Annotated in this window: 20 protein-coding genes; 11 read left to right on the top strand and 9 right to left on the bottom strand. The window is 67.6% G+C overall.

Annotated elements, in window-relative coordinates:
• The first annotated feature begins 37 nt into the window (after positions 1–37).
• The 3 genes from AC5Y7V_RS01845 to AC5Y7V_RS01835 all read left to right on the top strand — a co-directional run bounded on the left by AC5Y7V_RS01845 (position 38) and on the right by AC5Y7V_RS01835 (position 3,590).
• Positions 38–1,798 carry an N-acyl-D-amino-acid deacylase family protein gene (locus AC5Y7V_RS01845; protein WP_499878340.1) on the top strand — a complete coding sequence of 587 codons (1,761 nt, stop codon included), beginning with the start codon at positions 38–40 and terminating at the stop codon, positions 1,796–1,798.
• 11 nt (positions 1,799–1,809) lie between these two features.
• A complete protein-coding gene (locus AC5Y7V_RS01840) occupies positions 1,810–3,144 on the top strand; it encodes an aromatic ring-hydroxylating oxygenase subunit alpha (protein ID WP_499878339.1) in 1,335 nt (444 codons plus the stop codon).
• A 65-nt stretch (positions 3,145–3,209) separates the two neighbouring features.
• Entirely contained in the window at positions 3,210–3,590 is a 381-nt protein-coding gene (locus AC5Y7V_RS01835) for a hypothetical protein (RefSeq protein WP_499878338.1), read from the top strand.
• Between the two features lie 117 nt (positions 3,591–3,707).
• On the opposite strand, the gene AC5Y7V_RS01830 is transcribed toward AC5Y7V_RS01835, so the two are convergent.
• The 3 genes from AC5Y7V_RS01830 to AC5Y7V_RS01820 all read right to left on the bottom strand — a co-directional run bounded on the left by AC5Y7V_RS01830 (position 3,708) and on the right by AC5Y7V_RS01820 (position 7,187).
• A complete protein-coding gene (locus AC5Y7V_RS01830; RefSeq protein ID WP_499878337.1) occupies positions 3,708–4,106 on the bottom strand; it encodes a VOC family protein in 399 nt (132 codons plus the stop codon).
• 4 nt (positions 4,107–4,110) lie between these two features.
• Positions 4,111–5,442, bottom strand: a complete 1,332-nt coding sequence (locus AC5Y7V_RS01825) for a sensor histidine kinase (RefSeq protein WP_499878895.1) — start codon at positions 5,440–5,442, stop codon at positions 4,111–4,113.
• Between the two features lie 158 nt (positions 5,443–5,600).
• Positions 5,601–7,187 carry a SulP family inorganic anion transporter gene (locus tag AC5Y7V_RS01820; protein WP_499878336.1) on the bottom strand — a complete coding sequence of 529 codons (1,587 nt, stop codon included), beginning with the start codon at positions 7,185–7,187 and terminating at the stop codon, positions 5,601–5,603.
• Positions 7,188–7,534: 347 nt separating this feature from the next.
• Here AC5Y7V_RS01820 and AC5Y7V_RS01815 point away from each other — a divergent pair, with 347 nt between their 5' ends.
• From AC5Y7V_RS01815 to AC5Y7V_RS01805, 3 genes are read left to right on the top strand one after another with little or no spacing between them, the layout of a single operon-like run.
• Entirely contained in the window at positions 7,535–8,146 is a 612-nt protein-coding gene (locus AC5Y7V_RS01815; protein WP_499878335.1) for a TetR/AcrR family transcriptional regulator, read from the top strand.
• Between the two features lie 27 nt (positions 8,147–8,173).
• Positions 8,174–9,385 carry an acyl-CoA dehydrogenase family protein gene (locus AC5Y7V_RS01810; RefSeq protein WP_499878334.1) on the top strand — a complete coding sequence of 404 codons (1,212 nt, stop codon included), beginning with the start codon at positions 8,174–8,176 and terminating at the stop codon, positions 9,383–9,385.
• A gap of 26 nt (positions 9,386–9,411) precedes the next feature.
• The gene (locus AC5Y7V_RS01805; RefSeq protein ID WP_499878333.1) at positions 9,412–10,629 is read left to right on the top strand and encodes a GNAT family N-acetyltransferase; all 1,218 of its coding nucleotides are present in this window, start codon (positions 9,412–9,414) and stop codon (positions 10,627–10,629) included.
• A gap of 9 nt (positions 10,630–10,638) precedes the next feature.
• Here the strand turns inward: AC5Y7V_RS01805 and AC5Y7V_RS01800 are convergent, their stop codons facing one another.
• The gene (locus AC5Y7V_RS01800) at positions 10,639–10,920 is read right to left on the bottom strand and encodes a hypothetical protein (protein ID WP_499878332.1); all 282 of its coding nucleotides are present in this window, start codon (positions 10,918–10,920) and stop codon (positions 10,639–10,641) included.
• A gap of 173 nt (positions 10,921–11,093) precedes the next feature.
• Between AC5Y7V_RS01800 and AC5Y7V_RS01795 the strand changes: the two genes are divergently transcribed.
• Entirely contained in the window at positions 11,094–12,314 is a 1,221-nt protein-coding gene (locus AC5Y7V_RS01795) for an MFS transporter (protein WP_499878331.1), read from the top strand.
• Between the two features lie 5 nt (positions 12,315–12,319).
• Here AC5Y7V_RS01795 and AC5Y7V_RS01790 read toward each other — a convergent pair whose 3' ends face one another.
• From AC5Y7V_RS01790 to AC5Y7V_RS01780, 3 genes are all read right to left on the bottom strand, one after another.
• Positions 12,320–12,946 carry a hypothetical protein gene (locus AC5Y7V_RS01790; protein WP_499878330.1) on the bottom strand — a complete coding sequence of 209 codons (627 nt, stop codon included), beginning with the start codon at positions 12,944–12,946 and terminating at the stop codon, positions 12,320–12,322.
• Positions 12,947–13,119: 173 nt separating this feature from the next.
• Positions 13,120–14,157 carry an LLM class F420-dependent oxidoreductase gene (locus AC5Y7V_RS01785; RefSeq protein ID WP_499878329.1) on the bottom strand — a complete coding sequence of 346 codons (1,038 nt, stop codon included), beginning with the start codon at positions 14,155–14,157 and terminating at the stop codon, positions 13,120–13,122.
• Positions 14,158–14,163: 6 nt separating this feature from the next.
• Positions 14,164–14,601 carry a nuclear transport factor 2 family protein gene (locus AC5Y7V_RS01780; protein WP_499878328.1) on the bottom strand — a complete coding sequence of 146 codons (438 nt, stop codon included), beginning with the start codon at positions 14,599–14,601 and terminating at the stop codon, positions 14,164–14,166.
• Between the two features lie 119 nt (positions 14,602–14,720).
• Between AC5Y7V_RS01780 and AC5Y7V_RS01775 the strand changes: the two genes are divergently transcribed.
• A complete protein-coding gene (locus AC5Y7V_RS01775; RefSeq protein WP_499878327.1) occupies positions 14,721–15,296 on the top strand; it encodes a PadR family transcriptional regulator in 576 nt (191 codons plus the stop codon).
• Here the strand turns inward: AC5Y7V_RS01775 and AC5Y7V_RS01770 are convergent.
• On the bottom strand, positions 15,293–18,295 hold the full coding sequence (locus AC5Y7V_RS01770) for an aminotransferase class I/II-fold pyridoxal phosphate-dependent enzyme (protein ID WP_499878326.1): 3,003 nt from the start codon (positions 18,293–18,295) through the stop codon (positions 15,293–15,295). The two genes, AC5Y7V_RS01775 and AC5Y7V_RS01770, sit on opposite strands and share 4 nt — an antisense overlap.
• A gap of 292 nt (positions 18,296–18,587) precedes the next feature.
• Here AC5Y7V_RS01770 and AC5Y7V_RS01765 point away from each other — a divergent pair, with 292 nt between their 5' ends.
• On the top strand, positions 18,588–18,839 hold the full coding sequence (locus AC5Y7V_RS01765) for a hypothetical protein (protein ID WP_499878894.1): 252 nt from the start codon (positions 18,588–18,590) through the stop codon (positions 18,837–18,839).
• A gap of 274 nt (positions 18,840–19,113) precedes the next feature.
• Here the strand turns inward: AC5Y7V_RS01765 and AC5Y7V_RS01760 are convergent, their stop codons facing one another.
• Positions 19,114–19,833 (bottom strand): NUDIX hydrolase, encoded by a 720-nt coding sequence (locus AC5Y7V_RS01760; protein WP_499878325.1) that lies wholly within the window; start codon positions 19,831–19,833, stop codon positions 19,114–19,116.
• Between the two features lie 91 nt (positions 19,834–19,924).
• Here AC5Y7V_RS01760 and AC5Y7V_RS01755 point away from each other — a divergent pair, with 91 nt between their 5' ends.
• Together AC5Y7V_RS01755 and AC5Y7V_RS01750 are read left to right on the top strand one after the other, a co-directional pair.
• On the top strand, positions 19,925–20,500 hold the full coding sequence (locus tag AC5Y7V_RS01755; protein ID WP_499878324.1) for a hemerythrin domain-containing protein: 576 nt from the start codon (positions 19,925–19,927) through the stop codon (positions 20,498–20,500).
• 2 nt (positions 20,501–20,502) lie between these two features.
• Positions 20,503–21,396, top strand: coding sequence for an SCO6745 family protein (locus AC5Y7V_RS01750; RefSeq protein WP_499878323.1), 894 nt, complete (start codon positions 20,503–20,505; stop codon positions 21,394–21,396).
• The last annotated feature ends 15 nt before the right edge of the window (positions 21,397–21,411 follow it).

The raw sequence follows: 21,411 nt of genomic DNA, 5'->3' as shown, positions 1-21,411 counted from the left end.
TCGCGTCGACAGCGCATGGCGACAAGGAGTGAACCTCATGTTCGACCTGAAGATCACCGGTGGCACTGTCGTCGACGGCACCGGCGCGGAGCGCTACCGGGCTGACATCGGCATCAAGGACGGCGCGATCGTCGACGTCGTCCGGCGCGGCGCCGACAGCCCTGAGATGGCCGGCGAGGCTGCTGAAACCATCGATGCGACAGGGCGTTTGGTGGCCCCCGGGTTCGTCGACATCCACACGCATTACGACGGCCAGGTGAGCTGGGACGGCCTGCTGGAGCCGTCGAGCGGCCATGGCGTCACGACGATCGTGACCGGCAACTGCGGCGTCGGCTTCGCCCCCGTGCGGCCCGGCAGCGAGCAATGGTTGATCGAGCTGATGGAGGGCGTCGAGGACATCCCCGGCACCGCCCTCACCGAGGGCATCACCTGGGGCTGGGAGACCTACCCCGAATACCTCGACGCGATCGGCAAGCAGAAATTCGCGATCGACGTCGGCAGCCAGGTCGCCCACGGCGCGATCCGCGCCTACGCGATGGGCGAGCGGGGCGCCCGTAACGAGCCGGCCACGCCCGACGACATCGCGGCCATGGCGCGGCTGGTCACCGAGGCCATCGAGGCCGGCGCTCTCGGGTTTTCGACGTCGCGCACGATGGGCCACCGCGCGATGGACGGTGAGCCGGTGCCCGGCACCTTCGCCGCGGAGGAGGAATTGTTCGGTCTCGGGCGCGCCATGGCCGCCGGCGGTCAGGCGGTGTTCGAGCTGGCTCCGCAGGGGGCGGCGGGCGAGGACATCATCGGCCCGAAGAAGGAATTGGACTGGATGCGCCGGCTCAGCGCGGAGATCGACCGCCCGGTGTCGTTCGCGCTCATTCAAGTGGACGCCGACCCGAAGCTCTGGCGCGAGATGCTCGACCTCTCCGCGGATGCGCACGCGGCGGGCGCCCGGCTGCACCCGCAGATCGCGGCGCGCCCGTTCGGCATGATGATCGGGTTCCAGGGGCATCACGGCTTCAGCCATCGGCCAACCTATCGCCGGCTCGCGGCCGAATGCGGCCGCGCCGAGCTCGCGCAGCGCCTCGCCGATCCGGCGGTGCGGGCGGCGATCCTTTCCGAGGACGACCTGCCCGTCGACCCGACACAGCTGTTCGACGGGATGTTCGCGCTGGTGCAGCACTCCCTGCACCGCCTCTACGCGCTCGGCAATCCGCCCGACTACGAGCCGACACCGGACCGCACCGTCGCCGCGATAGCCAAGGAACGCGGCGAGGACCCCCTGGCCACCCTTTACGACCTCATGCTCGAGTCGAACGCGACCAACATGCTGATGCTGCCGCTGTTCAACTACGCCGACGGCAACTGCGACGCGATCCGGGAGATGATGCTGCACCCCGCGGGCGTGCTGGGACTCTCCGACGGCGGCGCCCACTGCGGAATGATCTGTGACGCTTCCTATCCCACCTTCCTGCTGACGCACTGGGCGCGGGACCGTCGGCGGGGTGAGAAGTTGCCGCTCGAATACGTGATCCGCAAGCAGTCCCGCGACACCGCGCACCTGTTCGGCCTCACCGACCGCGGCACCATCGAAGCCGGCAAGAAGGCCGACATCAACGTGATCGACATGGACGCCCTGCGTCTGCACCCCGCGGCGATGGCCTTCGACCTGCCGGCCGGCGGCAACCGGATCTTGCAGGGCGCGAGCGGCTACGCCGCCACGATCGTCAGTGGGACGGTGACGCGCCGCAACGACGTCGACACCGGGGCGCGTCCCGGCCGGTTGGTGCGCGGAGCGCGTTAGGGGCGCCGTCCGTGAACGCGCCCGCCGGCAACCCGACTCGCACCCGCCCCAACGCCCAAGAGGACGCGATCGGCACCCCGCCGGCCGGCCCCACCCTGGTGCCGGCCGAGCGCTATTACTCGCCGACGTTCGCCCAACGCGAGGTCGAACGGATGTGGCCGAAGGTGTGGCAGCTGGCGTGCATGGTCGACCACGTCGCCGAGCCCGGCGACTACTTCGAGTACCGCTGCGGTCCGTACGGGGTGCTGATCGTGCGGGGCGACGACGGCGTCTTGCGCGCCTTCCAGAACGCGTGCCGCCATCGCGGAAACTCGCTGTGCGCCGGCTCGGGTTCCGGGCTGCGCGAGCTCAAGTGCGGCTATCACGGCTGGACCTGGGACCTCGCCGGCACGCTCAAGCGGGTGCCCAACCGCAAGGGCTTCGGCTCACTGCGGATGTCGGACTTCCCGCTGATACCCGCCCTGGTCGACACGTGGGAGGGCCTGGTCTTCGTCAATCTCGACGTCGGCGCGATGCCGTTGCTCGAGTATTTGGAGGCGGTGCCCGACGACATCGCGTGGTGCCACCTGAGCGACTTCCGCTGCTACGCGACGCTGACGATCGACGTCGACGCCAATTGGAAGACGATCGCCGACGGCTACAGCGAGACCTACCACATCCAGACGCTGCATCCCGAGCTGCTGCGCTGCGTCGACGACATCCATGCGCCCCAACAGATCTGGGGTCACACGGGAAAGTCCGACCAGCCCTACGGCGTGCAGAGCCCGCGCTTCGACGGCGCGCTGAGCGACGAAGAGGTCTGGGACGCCTACGTCTACACGCAGGGCGCGCTGATGGGCGCGGCCGAGGGCACCCCGTTTCCCGCCGACGAACGCCGTCCCGGGCAGACGGTCCAGGACTTGATCGCAGAGGCCACGCGGGCCTTCGCGGCCAGCCGCGGGGTGGACCTCTCGTGGGCCGACACCGACCGGATCACCCGGCTGCACCAGTACAACGTGTTTCCCAACATGACGCTGCTGGCCAACGCCGACCACCTGACCGTCATGTGCTCGCGGCCCGGCGCCGACCCCGATCGCGGCGAAATGGTCATCTTCCTGATGACCCGGATGGCGCCGGGTGCGCCGCGCAGCAAGCCGGCGGACGTGCGGAGCACCGCCGGGGAGGCCGAACCGGGCCTGGTGCTCACCCAGGACATCCAGCTGCTCGCGGGCCTACAGCGTGGCCTGCACCAGCCCGGGTTCACCCACTTGGCGCTCTCCAGCGAAGAACGGCGCGTGATCAACATGCATCGCAACCTGGAGCGCTACCTGGACCTGCCTGAATCCGAGCGGATGACCGGCGGTTAAAAGGTGCCGACGGAATTGACTTAGACCTCCCGAAACCGGGTATTTGCGGGTTAGACTCCCGGCTTGTGACGGTTCCGTCCGATGCCTGGGGCTACGAACGGCGGCAACTCATGCACCAGGTACAGATGCGATGTCAGGCACTTGGCCGCAGGCGGGCGCGACGGCTGTGTCACCGCTTCGAGCGCGTCGGCGTCCACACCGCCCCCGAACGCCTGCGTCAGATGGTGGCCGGTGCGCCCGTCGCGGACGACGAAGTAACGGATGTGAATTTCGCGCTGATCGCGATGCAGCTCAACCGTGAGGCCCGCGGCGCGCGGGTCAAGCGTCTCAAGCGCCAGGGGACCCGCTCGCTCCTCTTCATGGGCCTGGTCCTGGTAGTACTCAACTTCCTTTTCTGCATCGCCTACGTATTGCTGAACCTGGCCCAGCAGGCCACCCCTCTGTGAATTCGGGCGAATAGGCGACCTTCACTGCTCGACCGTGCGGCTGGCCGCACGCTCGACGCCGAATGTGCGGCTAGCCGCACGTTCGCGGTGCTCGGCCGATTCAATCTTGGCGAATGCTCAGTCGCGGTCGTGGTGGCACACGGCCTCGAGCCTGAGACCGAACGGGTCGTGCCAAAAGGTGGCGTAGTAATGGCCGGCGTACTGCGGGAAATGCCGCGGGGGATGGATGACCGTGCCGCCCAACCGAACGACATGCTCGTGCACGGCGTGCACCAATGATCGGCGCGGCACCATGAACGCCAGGTGCTGCAGACCGGTCCGCTCCGCGGAGTACTCGCCCGGCTGGCCCGACGGGTAGAAGAACAGGTAGGTGCCTGGCTTGTTGCCGGCGGGCTTGTAGGCGAATTCATCGTCGGCTGCAAGGAACGGCTCGAATTCGACCAGGGGCATCAGCGCGTCGTAGTAGCGCTTCGCGGCCGGCAGATCCGGCACGTTGACGCCGAGGTGGCCTAGCATCGCGTCAACCTGCCGGCCCGCGCCCGTCACCCGCCAGCCGGAGCAAAAGACGCGTGCCGCCCAGCGGGCTGGAATGCAGGGACGCGCTACCGCCGTGCAGTTCGGCCTGCTGCGCGACGAGGGCCAGCCCCAGCCCCGACCCGGACCGGGAGGCGGTGGACCCGCGGGAGAACCGTTCGAAGACCGCGGTGCGTTCGGACTCGGGCACCCCGGTGCCGTTGTCGTCGATGGCGATTTCCACGCCCTCGCCGGAACTGGTTACGTAGAGCCGGATTTCGGTGGCGCCGCCGTGCTTGACGGCGTTGGCGATGGCGTTGTCGATCACCAGCCGAAGCCCGGTGGGCAGCCCCACCATCAACACCGTGGGCGACGGCACCAGCGACACCTGCACGTCCGGGTAAATGCGAAGGGCGTCGTGCGCGGCGCGATCCAGCAGCTCGGTGATGTCGAACGGCACAAAATCGTCAACGGTGGTCAGTTCGCCCTGCGCCAGTCGTTCCAGCGCCGTCAGTGTCGCTTCGATCCGGCTCTGGGTGCGTATGACGTCGCCGATCACCTCTTGGCGCTGTTCCCGCGGTATTTCCAAGGTGGACAACACTTCCAGATTCGTGCGCATGGCGGTCAGCGGCGTGCGCAGCTCGTGCGACGCGACTGCGGCGAAGTCGCGGGCCGACTCGAGCGCCGCCTTGGTGCGCTGTTGCTCGTTGCCGATGCGGGCCAGCATTCCTTCGACGGCTTCGGCGATTTCGACGGCCTCACGCACGCCGCGAACCTGGACCTCGTCCGGGCTGGATTGGGCGTTGATGGCGCGGGCCTGCTGCGCCAGCAGCAGGAACGGATTGACCATGATCAACGAAATCACCCAGCCGACGAGGATCGTGCCACCGATGACAATGCCGCAGATCAGCAACACCCGCAGGTGCAGTTCGTTGATCCGGTGCTGGGCTTCGGCCAGCGGGGCGGCGAGCGCGATCGAGGCGGGACCCGCGCTGAAGGTGCGCACGCGGTATTGCACGCCACCGATGGTGGTGTTGGCGTATCCGTTCGGCAGTTGCGGCAGAACGATATTGCCGGGGACGGACACCGTCACACCGGCGATGCGCGCGGTGCGCACCAGGTTGCCGTCCGGTGTGGGTCGGTCGGGCGTGGCGAGCTGGCCGCTGTTGATCAGCGTGTTGATGTCGCCCAGACTGCTCACCGAATCCAGCCGACGGTCGAGTTGGCTGTACTGGTCGTTGGTGACGCCGATCCACACCCAGGCGCCCAACAGGACGACGAGCGTGATCACCGACAGCGCGGCGACGATGACGATGGTGCGCAGTGACAGCACCTTCATCGGCAACCGCAGACCGTGGAGCGCGGGCGTATCGGTCGCCATCACTCACACCGTCCGCGGCAGCGGCCGAAGTTCTCGTGACATCTTGCCTTCCGTCTTCGCCCGGCTTGGCCAACGAGCTCAGGATATAGGCGCGATGCTTGGGGTTGGTGCGGCGGTCAGGTCACCTCGGAGGTTGCCGTCTTGGTGTGGACCAAGGTCAGCTGGGCACCGCCGCGTTCGACGTTTGGAGCAGTACCGTCGGTCGGGCGGGCTCCGTCCGGCTCGCTCATGCCGTGGATCTGCACCGCGCCGCCGCTGTGTCTATGGTGTCGTAGCCAGTCGCTAATCGCCTGGTGCGCGGCGTGATCGAGGTAGTTGGCGACGACGTGGACGGTCACCGTCGCGCCTTGAGGCACGGACGCCAACACCCGGGTCAGCCTGGGCAGCGCGAGAAAGGTACATGCGCCCCCGACCTCGACTTTCCATTCATCACCCACGCGCGCGGCCTCGACCCTGGCCCGGATCACCCGCCAGCCGGTCAGCGCGACGGCCACCGCGAGGCCGATCATGACCCCGTGCAGGAGATTGAGGAAGACCACCGCGAGCGCGGTGACGATATACACGGCGAGATCTCCGGTGCGCTGCGCGGTCTTGATATGGGCCGGCTTGAGTAGCTGAATTCCGACGACGATCAGCAGGCCGGCGAGCGCGGCGGTCGGAATCTGTTCCACCAGCTCCGCGAAGGGAAGCGTGAACAGCAGGATCCACACGCCGTGCATGATCGACGAGGCCCGGGATTTCGCGCCCGCGTTGACATTAGCCGCGCTGCGCACGATGACACCGCTGATGGGCAGCCCACCGATGGCACCCGACACGATGTTGGCGGCGCCCTGTCCGATCAGCTCGCGATCGAAGTCGGTCCGCGTCCCGTTGTGCATTCTGTCGATGGACACCGCGGTCAGCAGGCTCTGAACGCTGGTGACAAGCGCGACCGTCAGTACGCCCACCGCGACGGCGCCCCAGCCTCCGTCGGGGAGTTCCGGCAGCCGCAGCGCGTCCAGCACGGACCCCTCGAGTTCGATCCGGGGCACATCGAACGGGAAGACCAGCGAAAGCACCGTCACGGCAACGATCGCGACCAGCGCGCCGGGTATGCGGGCGACTTTGGCGGGAGCCCACCGCCAGCCGATCAGAATCAGCACCACCAGCACGCCCAGGACCACCGCCGGTTTATGTGCGCCTAGAACTTGGGCCGGAAGGCCGATAACGTTCTGCCAGGCAGTGCTTTTGGACTTTCCGCCTAACAGCACGTGCACCTGTTGAAGTACGATGGTTATTCCGATTCCGGCCAGCATGGCGTGCACGACGACCGGTGAGATCGCCAGGGCCGACCGCGCGACGCGGCTCATGCCCAGCAGGACCTGCAGGACGCCGGCGCCGACCGTGATCAAACATGTCACCGCCCAACCGAATTCGGACACCAGGTCGGCGACGATCACGGTGAGTCCGGCGGCGGGACCGCTCACCTGCAGTGGCGATCCCCCGATGCACCCGGCGACGATCCCCCCGACGATCGCGGCGATCAGGCCGGCGAGCACTGGAGCGTTCGATGCGATGGCGATCCCCAGCGACAACGGCAGCGCGACCAGGAACACCACCAGAGACGCCGGCAGGTCGCTGTGAATCATGGAGCGCAGCCGGTCGTTTCGTGACGCCGGCCCGGGATCGGCGGCGTTGTTTCGGGATACTTCGAACTGGTGCATCGCTCGCTTTCTCATTACGTATTGCCATGTTGTTACGCATCTGTGGCGCGGATATGTCCGTAACCCGTTGGCGTTCCGGCATTTACACGGCGCTGGGCTTCGTCGCTCGGCTGATATTTCCCGGCCCCTGTCGTGAAAGGTAATTAACGCGGACGGTCGTGAGCAACCGGACGGCCCGGGTGCATATCGAACCCAAATCTTTGCCACGCCTTTGCACCGCTCAAAGTGCCGGCGCCCAGCGGCCCTTCGCCCGGCGTGCGGCGCTCGTACCAGCGCCTCCCCGAACGGTCTGTGAACTGCGTAACACTGGCTTGGTTTCGCGCTAGGTGAGTGAGTACTCTCTCACCGTGCAACCTTCCGGACGCGACCGGCTGTTGGGCGAAGCGCTGAGGCTGTTTGCCGACAAGGGCTACGCCGCGACGTCGGTTGCCGACATCCAGCGCGCGTCCGGCCTGGCGCCGGGGTCGGGCGCGCTCTACAAGCACTTCGGCTCCAAGCGCGAGCTGCTGGAGGCCGCCGTCGCGCACCGGATCGACAGCATCGTGGCCGCCCGGGAGCAGTACGACGCCGGAGTGCCGGCCAGCGTGGAACAGGCGGTGCGCACCGCGGGCCAGCTGATCTGGAGCAACCTCAAACAGAGCGAGGATCTGCTCAAGGTCATGCTGCGCGAGCCCGACGCGCTCGGCGATCTCGACGAGAAGACCTGGCAGGTCATCACCGACAACGCCTATCAGCGGTTCGCCGACGAACTGGCCGCGCTGAATCGGTCCGGCCGCAACGAGATACCCGATCCCGCGGCGACCGCGGCCGTGGCGATCGGGGCGTTGTCCTACGCCGCGACGCTGCAGGCGCTGACCGGGCGCCTGCCCGGCAATATCGCCGAAGACCGCTACATCGAGGCGTGGGTGGAACAGACCCTCAGCGTCCTCAAGCAATATCGCAAGCCCAGGAACGACTGACCACCAACCTATTTCAGGAGTAGACCCGTGACTTTCTCACTGCAATTGAGCGACGACGTGATCGAGGTGCGCGATTGGGTGCACAAGTTTGCGGCCGAAGTGATCCGCCCCGCCGCGTCGGAATGGGACGAGCGGGAGGAAACCCCGTGGCCCGTGATCCAGGAGGCCGCGAAGGTCGGGCTGTACTCCCCGGACTTCTTCGCGCAGCAGGCGGCCGAGCCGACGGGGCTGGGCTTCCTCACCACGTTCGAGGAGATGTTCTGGGGTGACGCCGGCATCGCGCTGTCCATCCTGGGCACCGGCCTGGCCGCGGCGGCGTTGGCGGGCAACGGAACCCCCGAACAGCTGGGCCGCTGGCTTCCCGAGATGTTCGGTACCCCGGACGAACCCAAGCTCGGCGCGTTCTGTTCCTCGGAGCCCGACGCGGGATCCGACGTCGGTGCCATCCGCACCCGCGCGCGCTACGACGAAGCGGCGGGCGAATGGGTCCTCAACGGCACCAAGACATGGGCGACCAACGGCGGCATCGCCAACGTCCACATCGTGGTGGCCTCGGTCTATCCCGAGCTCGGCACCCGCGGCCAGGCCACCTTCGTCATCCCGCCGGACACCCACGGCCTGACGCAGGGCCAGAAATTCAAGAAGCACGGGATCCGCGCGTCACACACCGCCGAGGTGGTGCTGGACAACGTCCGGCTTCCCGAGGACGCGATTCTCGGCGGACGGGAGAAGTTCGAGGAGCGCATCGCCCGGGTCAAGTCCGGCGCCTCGTCGCGCGGGCAGGCCGCGATGAAGACCTTCGAGCGCACCCGGCCCACCGTCGGCGCGATGGCCGTCGGCGTGGCCCGGGCCGCTTATGAATACGCCCTCGAATACGCCTGCCAGCGCGAGCAATTCGGGCACAAGATCGGCGAATTCCAGGCGATCGCGTTCAAGCTGGCGGACATGAAGAGCCGCATCGACGCGGCGCGGATGCTGGTGTGGCGGGCCGGCTGGATGGCGCGCAACAACCAGAGCTTCGACTCGGCGGAGGGCTCGATGGCCAAGCTGGTCGCCAGCGAGACCGCGGTCTACGTCACCGACGAGGCCATCCAGATCCTGGGTGGCAACGGCTACACCCGCGACTACCCCGTCGAGCGGATGCACCGCGACGCCAAGATCTTCACGATCTTCGAGGGCACGAGCGAGATTCAGCGCCTGGTCATTTCGCGCGCGCTGACCGGGCTGCAGATTCGCTAGCATTTCAGCTGAGACATGATGTCGGGATGACCACCGACATCCGTGTCCTCGACGGTGAGGACGACCTTGTCGCCGCGATGAACGTGTTTCGCGCCGCGATGGTCGGATTTCCCCCGCTGGCAAACCTGGCGCCCGGCCAAATCACCGAGTTGCTCGATCCCGGCCGCACGATCGGCGCTTTCGTCGGGGGGCAACTCGTCGGCACCGCCGACGCGGTGACGAGCGGGCTCACGCTCCCCGGCGGGGCGATCGTGGGACATGCGGCCGTGACCCACATCGGGGTGCTGCCGTCGTTCACCCGGCAGGGCATCGCCACCGAGCTGATGCGTCATCAGTTGCGCGACATCGCAGCGCGGGGTGAGGCGGTCGCGACGCTGCGCGCTTCGGAGGCGACCATCTACGAGCGATACGGCTACGGGGTGGCGAGTTCGACGCAGACCGTGGAGGTCCAGACCGCACGGGCGGCGCTGCGCCCCGGCGTCGGGGCCGGCGGTCCGGTCCGACTGCTGGAGCTGGGCGAAGCGTGGGACGTCCTGCCCCGGATCTACGCCGAGAACCGGCCGTCCCGCCCGGGAACCATCGACCGCCCGCACGTGTGGTGGCGGGGCGTGCGGATGCGCGCCGAGTCATCCCCGGGTGCTTCGTATGTCGCGGTGCACGGTGAACCGGGGTCGGAGTCCGGGTTCGCCCGCTACCGTCCCATCGACACCGAGAATTGGTTCGTCAGCGACCAGCGCACCATCGCGGTCGAGGACTTCTTCGCGCCCACCATCCAGGCCTACGTCGGGCTGCTGCGTTTCCTGCTCGGGCTCGATCTCATTGACCGCGTGGTGTTCTGGATGCTGCCCATCGACGATCCGCTGCCCTGGTTGCTCGTCGATCGGCGGGCCGCGCGGGTGAGCGCGGTGCACGACGAAACGTGGCTACGCGTCGTCGACGCGCGAAAGGCGTTGGGGGCACGTGGATATGTCGGAGACGGGGCGGTGACCATCGCGATCGACGACCCGTTTCTGCCCGACAATGCGGCCAGCTTCACGGTCACCGCCGACGGCGCGGAACAGACGGACCGCCCCGCCCAGCTGCACACGGGCGTCGAAGCGCTGAGTGCGGTGCTGCTCGGCGGTGCGACCTGGCACGGCCTGGCCGTCGCCGGGCTGGCCCGCGCCGACGATCCGGCGACGCTCGCCCTCGCCGATCGCCTGTTCGCGGTACCGGACGCACCGTACGCAGGGTTTTACTTCTAGCGACGATCGTCAGCCGTGCGGGGCCTCGGAGATCTTGGTGTCCGGCTTGCCCAGCGTTTGGCAGTAGGTGAGCGCGGACAGCCGCGTCGCGGTGATCTCGGCGTTGGTCGGATCGGTCCCGCTCTTGTCCTTGAGCATCTTGCTGACTTCGTCGCTCTGCTTCTTCTCGTCCTGCCCGGTGAAGTCCTTGCACTTGGTGTCACCGCCGGTGTTGACGATCTGCGAGGCCGAACACGCGCCGGACAGCAGCGCGGCCAACGCGATCGCGGCCGCCGCGGTTTGCTTGATCATTTGCCCTCCTTGGTCCGTGTTGTGCTGTCTGTTCACCAAACCGGCCGGTTTCAAACCTCACGGCGATTTGCGCTGAGGGGGCGTGTGTTTGCTTGCGCCGGCGCGGGAATACCCGCTTGGGCCGCCGCGTCTTAAGGGGTTCGGTGCGCAGCATCCGGGGAGGGCGAAATCCTATGTCGAACGCGTCGACCGGCATCGTGCGCGGGACGCAATCGGCGTCGGCCACGGCAGTGGCGGGCGGTAGCCGCGCCGTGTTCGCCAGCGTGCTTGCCCTGTTGTTGTCGACGGGATGGGTCGCCAACCACTTCGTCGCGTTGATGCCGTCGATCAGCGACCGCCAACACCTCGGCACGGCCCGGCTGGACGCCATATTCGGGGTCTACGCGCTGGGACTGTTGCCCGGACTGCTTTTCGGCGGGCGCGCCTCGGATGCGCTCGGGCGCCAATCGGTGGCGTTGGCGGGCTCCACGACCGCTCTGGTGGGCACGTTGGCGATGCTGTTCTCGCAGCAGGCCGACGTCTTGCTGCCGGGACGGTTGATCGTCGGCCTCGGTGTAGGCCTGTTGATGAGCTCCTGCACCGCATGGGCCTCCGATCTGAGGGGTCCCGCCGGTGCGGCGGCCGCCGGTGCGGTGTTGCTCGCCGGGTTCGCCGTCGGCCCATTCGCCGCGGGCTTGATCGCGCGGGCCGGCCAACTCGGTATTCGGCTGTCGTTCGGGCTCGCCGCCGGCCTTGTCGTGGCGGCGATGATTCTTTCGGTCTTGGCGGTGCGGGGCGGGGACCAGGCGGCGCCCGCAACCTCGCACGGCTGGGAGCCGCCGGTGGCGGCGCGGCGGGGAACCGCGTGGGCGCTGAGCTGGGCCATGCCGCTCGCGCCGTGGGTGTTCGCCTCGGCGACTTTGGGATTCATCACCATTCCCAGCCGCGTGCACACCGGGCTCGCGGCCCCGGTGGCCGCGGGAACCGCCACGCTGATAGTCAACGGCGTGAGCGGGCTCATTCAGATTCTGGCCCGCGCGCTTCGCTGGGGGCCACACGCCGGCACCGCCGGTGCGGTGCTGGCCGCGCTCGGCTACGCAGCAACAGCGGTGGCCCCGCCCACCATGTCGGTGGCGCTGGGCTTGCCGCTGTTCCTGATCCTGGGCTGCGCGTCCGGCCTCTGCTTGCGCGAGGGGTTGATCGATCTCGAAGCCGCGGCGCCGCTGCGGCTGCGCGGCGCCCTGGTCGGGGTGTTCTACGTGGTGACGTACGTCGGCTTCGGCCTGCCGCTGATATTGGCCACCACCGGGTCCGCGGTCTCGACGACAATCCTGGCCGTCATGTCGGTGTTGGCGTTGACGACGGCGATGAGCCGCGCGGTGCGGCTGCGACGGGCCGCGCACCGCCAGAGTTGATCCAGTTACGCCGCAACCATTTTGGGTCGCGCACCGACGACGCTCAACCCGGCCAACCGCCGCCACGAGCGAATGGCGTGGCGGGTGATCTCCACGATGCGGGCGGCTCCACCATCCGCGTTCGCCAGGCGGTGCGCCTTGAGCGCGTTGCCGGCCACGGCATCCAGCGTGTCCCAGTCGTCGGTGTCGACGAGCGCGGTCGACTGGCAGGCGGCCCGAACCGCGTACCTTTCGGCGGTCACCGGCGTGGTGGTGACCGCGCGCGCGGCGCGGGCGGCGCCGTCCCATTCGGCGATCGGCGGCATCGCGCCCGGGGCGAGCCGGCGATGCAGTTCGGCGATGTCGGTGATGGCCCTGGCCGCCGCGTCCCCCGCGTAGCGGATCACGCCCCAGGGCGGGCTGACCAGCAGCTTGGCGACCCACGGGTGCACGACGGTGTCGGCGACGTCGGCGGTGCCAACCGTCAGCCAACCCAAGTCGAGCACCAGCAAGCTGTCGTCGGGCGAGAGATAGCCGTCGGGCCCGGCAAGCAGGTCGTTGCACGACTGGACGAACGCGGCCAGCGGGCGGGCCGAAGTCGCCGGAAAGTCGGTGATCCGCTCGTCGCCATTGATGTACGAAATCGCGTTCATTGCACACCCTTTGCCCGACCCGGGCTGATGCGATCCTCTGGAAAGTCGCAGCGGATGGGTGATTCGGTCGAGGTCCATGTTGGTCGCTCCCTGCGCTTCGCCGACGCGATAGCACACATGCTATGGCAAGCGAGGCCTTGGCAGGTCGCGACATGACCCGCGAGTGCGGGCGGCTAGATCAGTCCGCGCAGCGTCTCGATCAGCTGGATCCGCTCACGCGGCGTGCCCGCCATGGGCGCGACGTTCAGTGTCGTCACGCCCGCCTCACGGAACGCCGCCACGCGTTCCTTGACGAACTCGCGCGAACCGATCAAGTTGACGTCCCGCACGAGCTCGTCGGGCACCACTTTCGCCGCGCCGTCCTTGTCGCCGGCCAGGTAGAGCTCTTGGATCCGGTCCGCTTGGGGGCCGTAGCCGTACTTGGTGGCGAGGGTGTGATAGAAATTCTTGCCCTTGGCGCCCATCCCGCCGATGTAGAGCGCCAGGTGGGGTTTGACGAATTCGCGTAGGGGCTCGACGTTTTCGCCAATGGCAAGCACCGGTCCGGCGAACACGTCGAGTGGCCCGAGCGCGGCGTCGCGCTTGGCCTGACCGGTGGCCAGCGCCTCCCCCCACACGTCGCGCGCCTTCTCCGGCAGATAGAAGATCGGTTGCCAGCCCTCGGCGATTTCGGCGGCCAGCTCGACATTCTTGGGTCCCAGCGCGGCGATCAGGATCGGGATGCGCTCTCGGACAGGCTTGTTGATGAGTTTCAGCGGCTTGCCCAACCCGCTGCCCTGACCCTCGGGCAGCGGGATCGTGTAGTGCTTGCCGCTGTGTCGCAGGGTCTCGCGCCGCCACACCTGGCGACAGATGTCGACGACTTCACGGGTGCGCGCGATCGGGGCGTCGTAGGGCACCCCGTGGAAACCCTCGATGACCTGGGGGCCGGAGGCGCCCAGGCCCAGCATGAACCGGCCGTCCGAGACGTAGTCGAGGCCCGCGGCGGTCATCGCGGTCAGCGTGGGCGTGCGCGTGTAGAGCTGGAGGATCCCCGACGCGAGCTGGACCCGTTCCGTGCTTGCCGCCAGGTAGCCCAGCGCGCTGACCGCGTCGAACGAATACGCTTCGGGGACAAAGACAATGTCCAGCCCCGCGCGCTCCAGGTCGGCCACTTCCGCGGCGACCTCCTTGAACCCGCCGGCGTAGTTGATCCCCAATCCGATCCGCACGATCCGCTACCCCCGCGCCGTCGCGAATTGATCGGCCAGCTCGACGGCCTCTTGCTGGATCCGGTCGAACTGCGCGCCCATCGCCTCGGACAACGCCTTGGCTCCCGACAGCGGCCGCACCATCACCATGAACTCGTCGATCAGCCCGTCGTCGTCGAAGTGGAGGAAGTCGCAACCGGTGACCTTCACGCCCGGCGCCCCCGCTATCCCGGTCTCGAACACGAGCGCGTGGTCGCGCCCGTTGCCGTCGCCGATTTCACGGACATAGTGGAAGTCCTCGAAGATCCGCAGCACACCGCGCAGGATCGCCGCGGTGATGGGCTTGCCGACATAGGGCTTGAACGCCACCGGGCTGGTGAATACCACGGTGTCGGCCAGCATCGCCTGGATGGCCGCCTCGTCGCGCTCCTCGACCGCCTTACGAAAGGGATGCTTTGAACTCACGCGACACCTCGGATAGTCAATTTGTTGAATAGGCCTGCTCGACGCTAAGGCCTGGCGGGCGGTCTGTCGATGTGCGATTAGTCACTTTGTTGAATATTCGCATCGTTACACTGTCAGGCGTGTCCCTGCGCGATGCGGTGTTGGCCGCGCTCCTCGAGGGCGAGGCCTCCGGGTACGACCTGGCCAAAGGCTTCGACGCCTCGGTGGCCAACTTCTGGATGGCCACCCCGCAGCAGCTGTATCGAGAACTCGACCGGCTCGCCGAGCAGGGTCTCATCCAGGCGCGGGTCGTGCATCAGGATCGCCGGCCCAATAAGCGCATGTTCTCCCTGACCGAGGCGGGCCACGAAGCGATCCGGCAGTTCACCGCCCGGGCGCCCAAGCCCTCCGCGATCCGCGACGAGCTCGCGGTCAAAGTCATGGCCGTGGACGCCGGCGACGCGCAGGCCGTCCGCGAGTTCATGGTGCAACGAGTGCAATGGGCCAAGACCAAATTGCAACGCTACGAACGGACGCGGGCCCGGATGCTCGATGGCCGCAGCGAGGCCGAGTACCTGGCCCAGGCCGAACGGGTGGGCCCCTATCTGACGCTGCTGCGTGGAATCTCCTTCGAAAAGGAGAACATTCGCTGGGGCGAACGCGCCGTGGCGATCATCGAACGGCGCCTACCCGCCGCCCCCGACCGAGCAGGCTAGCCCTTCTCGGCCGCCACGGCGTCGCCGCGCTGCTGCCCGCCGATCAATTCGTCCACGCCGACCTCGGGAACATCGCTCTCGGCCGGCGGCGGGTCCGCGGTTAGCGCGTCGCCGACGTGCTGCGCACCGACGAGTTCCTCGTGCCCGACCTCGGGAACGTTTCCGTCGCCGTTGGGCCCGCCGTGCTTGGCCGACTTCTTTTTCGGCGTTTTCGCCGGGGCCGGGGCTGCCTTCCGTCGCGTAGCGCGGTGGCCGTTGGACGGCAGTCCCACGGACTCGCTGACCATCTCGATGGCCTTCTCGGTGTAGACGCGGTAGCCGAAATTCGGTAGGTAGCCATGGATTTCGGGGGTGTCGAGGTCGCGCATGAACTGCAGGATCTCCCGGCTGAAGACCTGGCCGGGGACCAGGACCGGAAATCCTGGCGGGTAGGGTGTCACGTAGGTCGCCGACACGATGTCGACTCCCGCGTCCAAGCGCTCGTCGATCTGGTCGCCGGTGAGGTATTCGCAGTTGGTGTCGTCGTAGGACAGATAGAACGCGCGGCGGACATCCCCTTCCGGCGTCGGCTCGCTGCCGCTGTGGTCCAGGAACGCCGGGTGGAATCCGCTGAAATCGGGCAGTGGCAAAGACATTTCGGTGAGCCGATAGACCGCCTTCGCGAAGTGCTCGCGCTCACCGAGGCTCATCTCGGAGATATCCTGGTCCAACTCGCGGGCGATGTTGACCAGAACCTCCACCAGAAACGCCACCGAGCTGCGGGTGGTGCCGATATTGGTCATGAACAGCACGCTGTTGCGCGACGTCTTGTTGATCTGAATCCCGTAGCGGTCCATCAGCTGTTGGCGCTTGAACGTGTCGCCGTCGTATCCGGTGGGGCCGATGAACAACGTGATCCGCGACGGATCGAGCACGAACTCGTCCTGATCCCAGGCGGCCATCATGTTGCGCAAGCCGGAGCGCAGGGGCTGGGCAATGGCCGACGGCCGGAAGTCCTCGGGGATCAAATCGGAGGTCCGCAGGCAACGCATGTACTTGCTGAGCAGGGGGTGGTTGTCGATCGCGTCACGCAGCTGCATCGCGTTTTCGATCTGCCGCTGCACCAGTTCCACGCCCTCCAACGCGACCTGTCGGCGGCCGAGATCCAGCGACGCGAGGATCTGGTAGTTGGGCGAGGTGGAGGTGTGCGCCATGTAGGCCTCGTGGAACGGCTCCGCCACCTTCTGGTCGTAGTCCTGATCGAATACGTGGATCATCGATCCCTGTCGTAGCGCGGTCAGCGTCTTGTGCGTCGATTGGGTGGCATACACCCGCACCCGGGCCCGCGCCGGGTCCGGAATGAGGCGGCGCTCCAGCAGGTCGTCGTCGCTGGGCGCTTCGGTCGCCAGGTACTCCTCGAAGCGGCGCTTGTAGTCGGGGTCGGCCAGCCGCTCCCGCAGCGCCCGCGCCGCCGCCATGGCGGTGCGCGTCCGATACACGGGGTGGAACCGGGCGAAGGCGAACCATGCCTCGTCCCAAAGGAATACGAGGTCGGGCTTGATGGCCAGGCACTCCTCCATGACCCGTTCGACGTCGTAGACGATCCCGTCGAAGGTGCAGTTCGTCAGCGACATCATCTTGACGCGGTCGAGCTTGCCGGCGCGCTTCAGGGCGAGCAGTTTCGACTTGATCTCGCGCAGCGGGACCGCGCCGTACATCGAGTAGTCGTTGAGCGGATAAGCCTCGAGATAAACCACATTCGCGCCGGCGAGCATCATCCCGTAGTGGTGGGACTGGTGGCAGTTGCGGTCCAGCAGCACGATGTCGCCGGGCGCCACCAACGCCTGCGTGACGATCTTGTTCGCCGTCGAGGTCCCGTTGGTGACGAAGTAGGTGTGGCGCGACCCGTAGGCTTCCGCGGCGAGCTGCTGGGATTCGCGCAGCGGCCCGGTCGGCTCGAGCAGCGAGTCCAGGCCGCCGCACGTCGCCGACGTCTCGGCCATGAACACGTCCAGGCCGTAGAAGCCGACCATGTCCCTGATCCAGTGCGAGTTGACGATCGACTTGCCTTGCGAAATCGGCAGGGCGTGAAAGACACCCGTGGGCCGGTGGCTGTACTGCTTGAGCGCGCTGAAGAACGGGGTGCGGTAGCGCGCCGCCACCCCCTGCAGGATCGACAGGTGCAGCTCGAGCATGCCTTCCCGAGCGTGGAACACCCGGCGGAAGTACTGGCCCAGCCGGCCCGCGATGTCCTCCACCTCGATCTCGGTCATGAGGTACAGGTCGAGTTCGGGCCGCAACTTCGCCAGGGACACCGCGAGGATCTGCGCGCGTTCCTCGGGCGACTGGTGATCCGCCAGCTCGTGCGACACCCCGGTGTCGACGAACTCCGCCAGGGCCGACAGGTCGCGGGTCGATTGGTGTGAGAAGCGCCGCCGGATCACCACCGCCTGCAGGTTGACGTTCAGCCGGGCCGCGATGAGCGCCTCGTCTCCGCTTGACACCACCACCAGTTCGTAGACGAATTCGTCGTCGGGGCGCCGCCATTTGCGGACTTCGTTGCGCAGCGCCCGTTCCTGGTCCTCGGTCATCTTCTCGACGACGAGCACCTCGAAGTAGGGACGGTCGCGCTGGGTCGCGGGTTGATGTTCGACGAGCTGGCGCGGATCGGACGGGAACATGTCGAGGTCGTCGCTTCCGGCGTTCTCGACATCGCCGGTGCGGTACGACTCCGTGGTCAGCGCGCGGTTGATCTGCACCAGCGCCTGCGCGAACTTGTCGTAGCTGCCGGCGGCGAACAGTCGTTGAACCCGCGCGAATTGCGGCGACCCCGGGTAGGCCCAGTAGGGCTCGAGAGTGCTTAGCCGCGTGAGCAATTCCTGGCAGGTGTTGATGCACTTCGTCTTGAGCGCGCCCTCGGTGGTCGGGCGGATCAGCCGGTCGGCGGCCTCCTCCAGTCGGCACCATGAGTCGCTGCGGACCTGCCAGAGACTGTTGTAAGCGCGCAAGTGTTCCGTCATGGTCGCCCTTCTTAAGAGGTATGGCGACTTCTCCGTCCCGGAGCGTCGGTCAAGGTTTGCAGACCGAGCCCGCCCGCCGGTTGCCGGCAGGCAAACACTGCGCGTCCGTCGAGTGACAGCACCCGGAGACGACGGTTACGGGCTTTTCCACCGCGCACGTCGACCGACACCGCCATCGGTTTTAGGCGCGCGGCCCAACGGGTAGGCCTCAGAAGTCAATTCAGACGACCTGAGGAGGCGCGCAATGGCCGCGGGGGAGACCGGATTCGACGACGTGGCTCCAGCTGACCACATGACTGAAGCCACCGGTAACGACCGAATCGAGGACGTCGCGCCCGGCGACGTCATCGCCGTCGACCGCGGCGCCGGCGAACAGCCGTACAAGGTGGTGTTCAAAGACTTCACCGACGGCCGCCATCTCGTCACGCTCGAGGGCGCCGGCGAAACATTCGAGATCGACCTCGCGCCCGGCACGCCGGTCAAGAGGTCTCTCGCGGCGAAATGGGAATCGGGCCAAAGCCCGACGCCGCATTCGGACGGCTGACCGAACCGTTAGGCAGCCGCCGTGGTGGCCGTGCACACGAGCGTCACCTCGGAGTGGAGGTGGCCGCAAGCGGCGCATCGCACCTCATACTCAAGCTTGTTGTCAGCGAGCTCAAGGAATTGATACTCGGCCCACGCCGCGCACCGCGGGCATCGCGCACGTCCGCGTTCCACCGCCATCAGAATCGCCTCCCCCACACTCGCCCCACAACCTCAGAGAGACATACCCATTCGGGAATCGGCCGAATCAGCTAGCCGGTACCAGGCGCCGGCGCCTATTTCCAGGCGAACACCGGCTGTTCCAACTCGTCGACCCGGTCGTCGCGACCTTCCAGGCACAGCCACCGCAGCTGCAGGAGCACGGCGCCGGTCGGGGCGTGGATGAGGTCATTACCCAGCGGGATCTGTACGACCGGTCGCGGGCTCTCCGGAATGCTGATGAACCGCGGCGAATCGGCACGCTGCAGTTGGTGCAGGCCCACCCGGTACACCGCAAGGACCTCCTCGGGCGCGGGCCGGGGGTCCAGCCGCCCGCCTCCCCAGATCACCACCGGGGTGATCACGTAGCCCGACCGGGTCGGGTAGTCGTCGAGTAACCCCAACACCGCCGAATCGCGCAGTTCGATGCCGACCTCCTCGCGCAGTTCCCGCAGCGCAGCGTCGACGGCCGTCTCACCCGGATCGACCCGGCCACCGGGCAGCGCCCACTGCGCCGCATGAGAAGTGAGGCGAGACGCCCTGCGACACAGCAGGAACGCGGCGCCTCCGGAGACATCGACCATCCGGCCGTCCAGGTCGATCTCCAGCGCCGGGGCCGCCGCGATCCAGTCGTCCAGCGGCGCCGGATCTACCCTGTCCTCCCCGATCTCCGAGTCGACCAAGACCACCGCGACGGCCGCGTGCCGCTTCGTCGGGTCGGTGACCGCGCGCCGGTCATGGGCGGCCAGGTGTGAGCGGATCCGCTCGCGCAGGGCTTCGTCATAGGAGATCGTCACTTCTCGAGCCTAAGCAGCCGCCGGTTGATCTCTGGCTCGGCATGGAACACGATGGCTCGCAGGGCTTGGCGGGTGAAGACTGAGGAGTCAGATGGCTGATATCACAGAGTTGATCGCCGCCGATCACGAGTGGTTCCGCCAGCAGTTCGCCCGGCTGGACGCGCTGCGGCTGCAGGCACCCGTCAACAACGCGGCGCTCGAGCGGGTGTGGCGTCCGCTCGCCGACAAGCTCGACGTGCACGCCTATATCGAGGAGAAGATCTTCTACCCGCAGCTGCTGAAGCGCGGCACCGATGACCCTGAAGGCGAGACGCTCGACGCCATCGGCGACCACAACGACATTCGCGACGGGGTGCGCGACGCCGACGCCGCTCAGGTCGGGACGGAACAGTGGTGGGCGGCGGTCGGCCACACCCGGTCGGCCAACGACGACCACATGGGCGAAGAGGAACGGGACGGATTGCCCGACTTCCGCCGCAACGCCCCGATCGGCCTGCGCGACGCGCTCGGGCGACTGTACAGCGACTTCATGGCCGAGCATCCGACCACCGAGGGATTGCGGATCGTCGACCGCGACCCCCAGATCTACGTCGAGACGGTCGAGAACGAGTCGCAACCCAAACGCACCGACTTTTCGCTCCGCATAGGCAGCTTGAAAGGCAAATGAAAGTGCACAGAGAACCCGAGCTGGCGCGGCGCTTCTTCGATCGATTCGAGCCGGTGCATGCGGTGACCTACTTCGCGGCCGAGGCGCGGGCGGCGCTGGACGGGCTGGGCTACCGGGGGTTCTGGATGGGTTACTTCGCCGCCCGATCGGCGCCGCTGGGCATGGTGCCGCGGGAAGTGGTGACCGCGATCTTCTACAACTTCGCCCCGGAGCGCGTCGCGAAGGCGCTGCCGGCGGCGTGGGAGATCGCCGGTCCCGAGGCCGCGTTACGCGCCCGGCAGGAATCGGCGGTCGCGGCCCTGCGCCGCTACGGCGTCGAGGCGGATGAAAACGTGTCCGTGGCAGGGGAGTTGGCGGGCAGGGCGGCGCGCGGGGCCGCGCTCGATGGGCGACCGCTGTTCGCCGCGAACCTGGCGCTGCCGTGGCCGGACGAACCGGTGGCCGCACTGTGGCACGCCGCGACGCTGCTCCGAGAGCAGCGCGGCGATGGGCATGTGGCGGTGCTGGCGGCGGCCGGCGTCTCGGGCCGGGAATCCAACGTGCTGCACGCGGCGGCCGGTCGAGTCGGGCGTGACTACATCGCCCGCACCCGGGATTACGACGAGGCGGCGTGGCGCCACCATGAGCAACGGCTCGCCGCGCGTGGATTGCTCAACGACGACGGCACGGTGACCGCGGCCGGGCGGGAGCTGAAGGATCACATCGAATCGAGCACCGACGCGCTGGCCCTGTCTGCGCTCGATGCCCTCAGCGACGACGAGGTGGAAACGTTGTTTCGGGCGCTCACGCCCATCACCCGCGCGGTGATCGCCGGCGGGGACATCCCGGCCAAGACCCCGATGGGCCTGCGCCGAGACGAATTGGACGACGGCGGCGCGCATTTGGGCAACGGATAGCGCAACCCGGCTGGC

Source organism: Mycobacterium sp. NGS34 (assembly GCF_059812845.1).
This window is presented reverse-complemented; position numbering and strand designations above follow the sequence as displayed.

Bases quoted from the DNA above. Each gene is read 5' to 3' on its own strand.
- AC5Y7V_RS01845 (WP_499878340.1), top strand. From the start codon at position 38: ATGTTCGACCTGAAGATCACCGGTGGCACTGTCGTCGACGGCACCGGC.
- AC5Y7V_RS01830 (WP_499878337.1), bottom strand. From the start codon at position 4,106: ATGCTAGGCCACCTCGGCGTCAACGTGCCGGATCTGCCGGCCGCGAAG.
- AC5Y7V_RS01825 (WP_499878895.1), bottom strand. From the start codon at position 5,442: ATGAAGGTGCTGTCACTGCGCACCATCGTCATCGTCGCCGCGCTGTCG.
- AC5Y7V_RS01820 (WP_499878336.1), bottom strand. From the start codon at position 7,187: ATGCACCAGTTCGAAGTATCCCGAAACAACGCCGCCGATCCCGGGCCG.
- AC5Y7V_RS01805 (WP_499878333.1), top strand. From the start codon at position 9,412: ATGACCACCGACATCCGTGTCCTCGACGGTGAGGACGACCTTGTCGCC.
- AC5Y7V_RS01800 (WP_499878332.1), bottom strand. From the start codon at position 10,920: ATGATCAAGCAAACCGCGGCGGCCGCGATCGCGTTGGCCGCGCTGCTG.
- AC5Y7V_RS01795 (WP_499878331.1), top strand. From the start codon at position 11,094: ATGTCGAACGCGTCGACCGGCATCGTGCGCGGGACGCAATCGGCGTCG.
- AC5Y7V_RS01790 (WP_499878330.1), bottom strand. From the start codon at position 12,946: ATGAACGCGATTTCGTACATCAATGGCGACGAGCGGATCACCGACTTT.
- AC5Y7V_RS01770 (WP_499878326.1), bottom strand. From the start codon at position 18,295: ATGACGGAACACTTGCGCGCTTACAACAGTCTCTGGCAGGTCCGCAGC.
- AC5Y7V_RS01765 (WP_499878894.1), top strand. From the start codon at position 18,588: ATGACTGAAGCCACCGGTAACGACCGAATCGAGGACGTCGCGCCCGGC.
- AC5Y7V_RS01755 (WP_499878324.1), top strand. From the start codon at position 19,925: ATGGCTGATATCACAGAGTTGATCGCCGCCGATCACGAGTGGTTCCGC.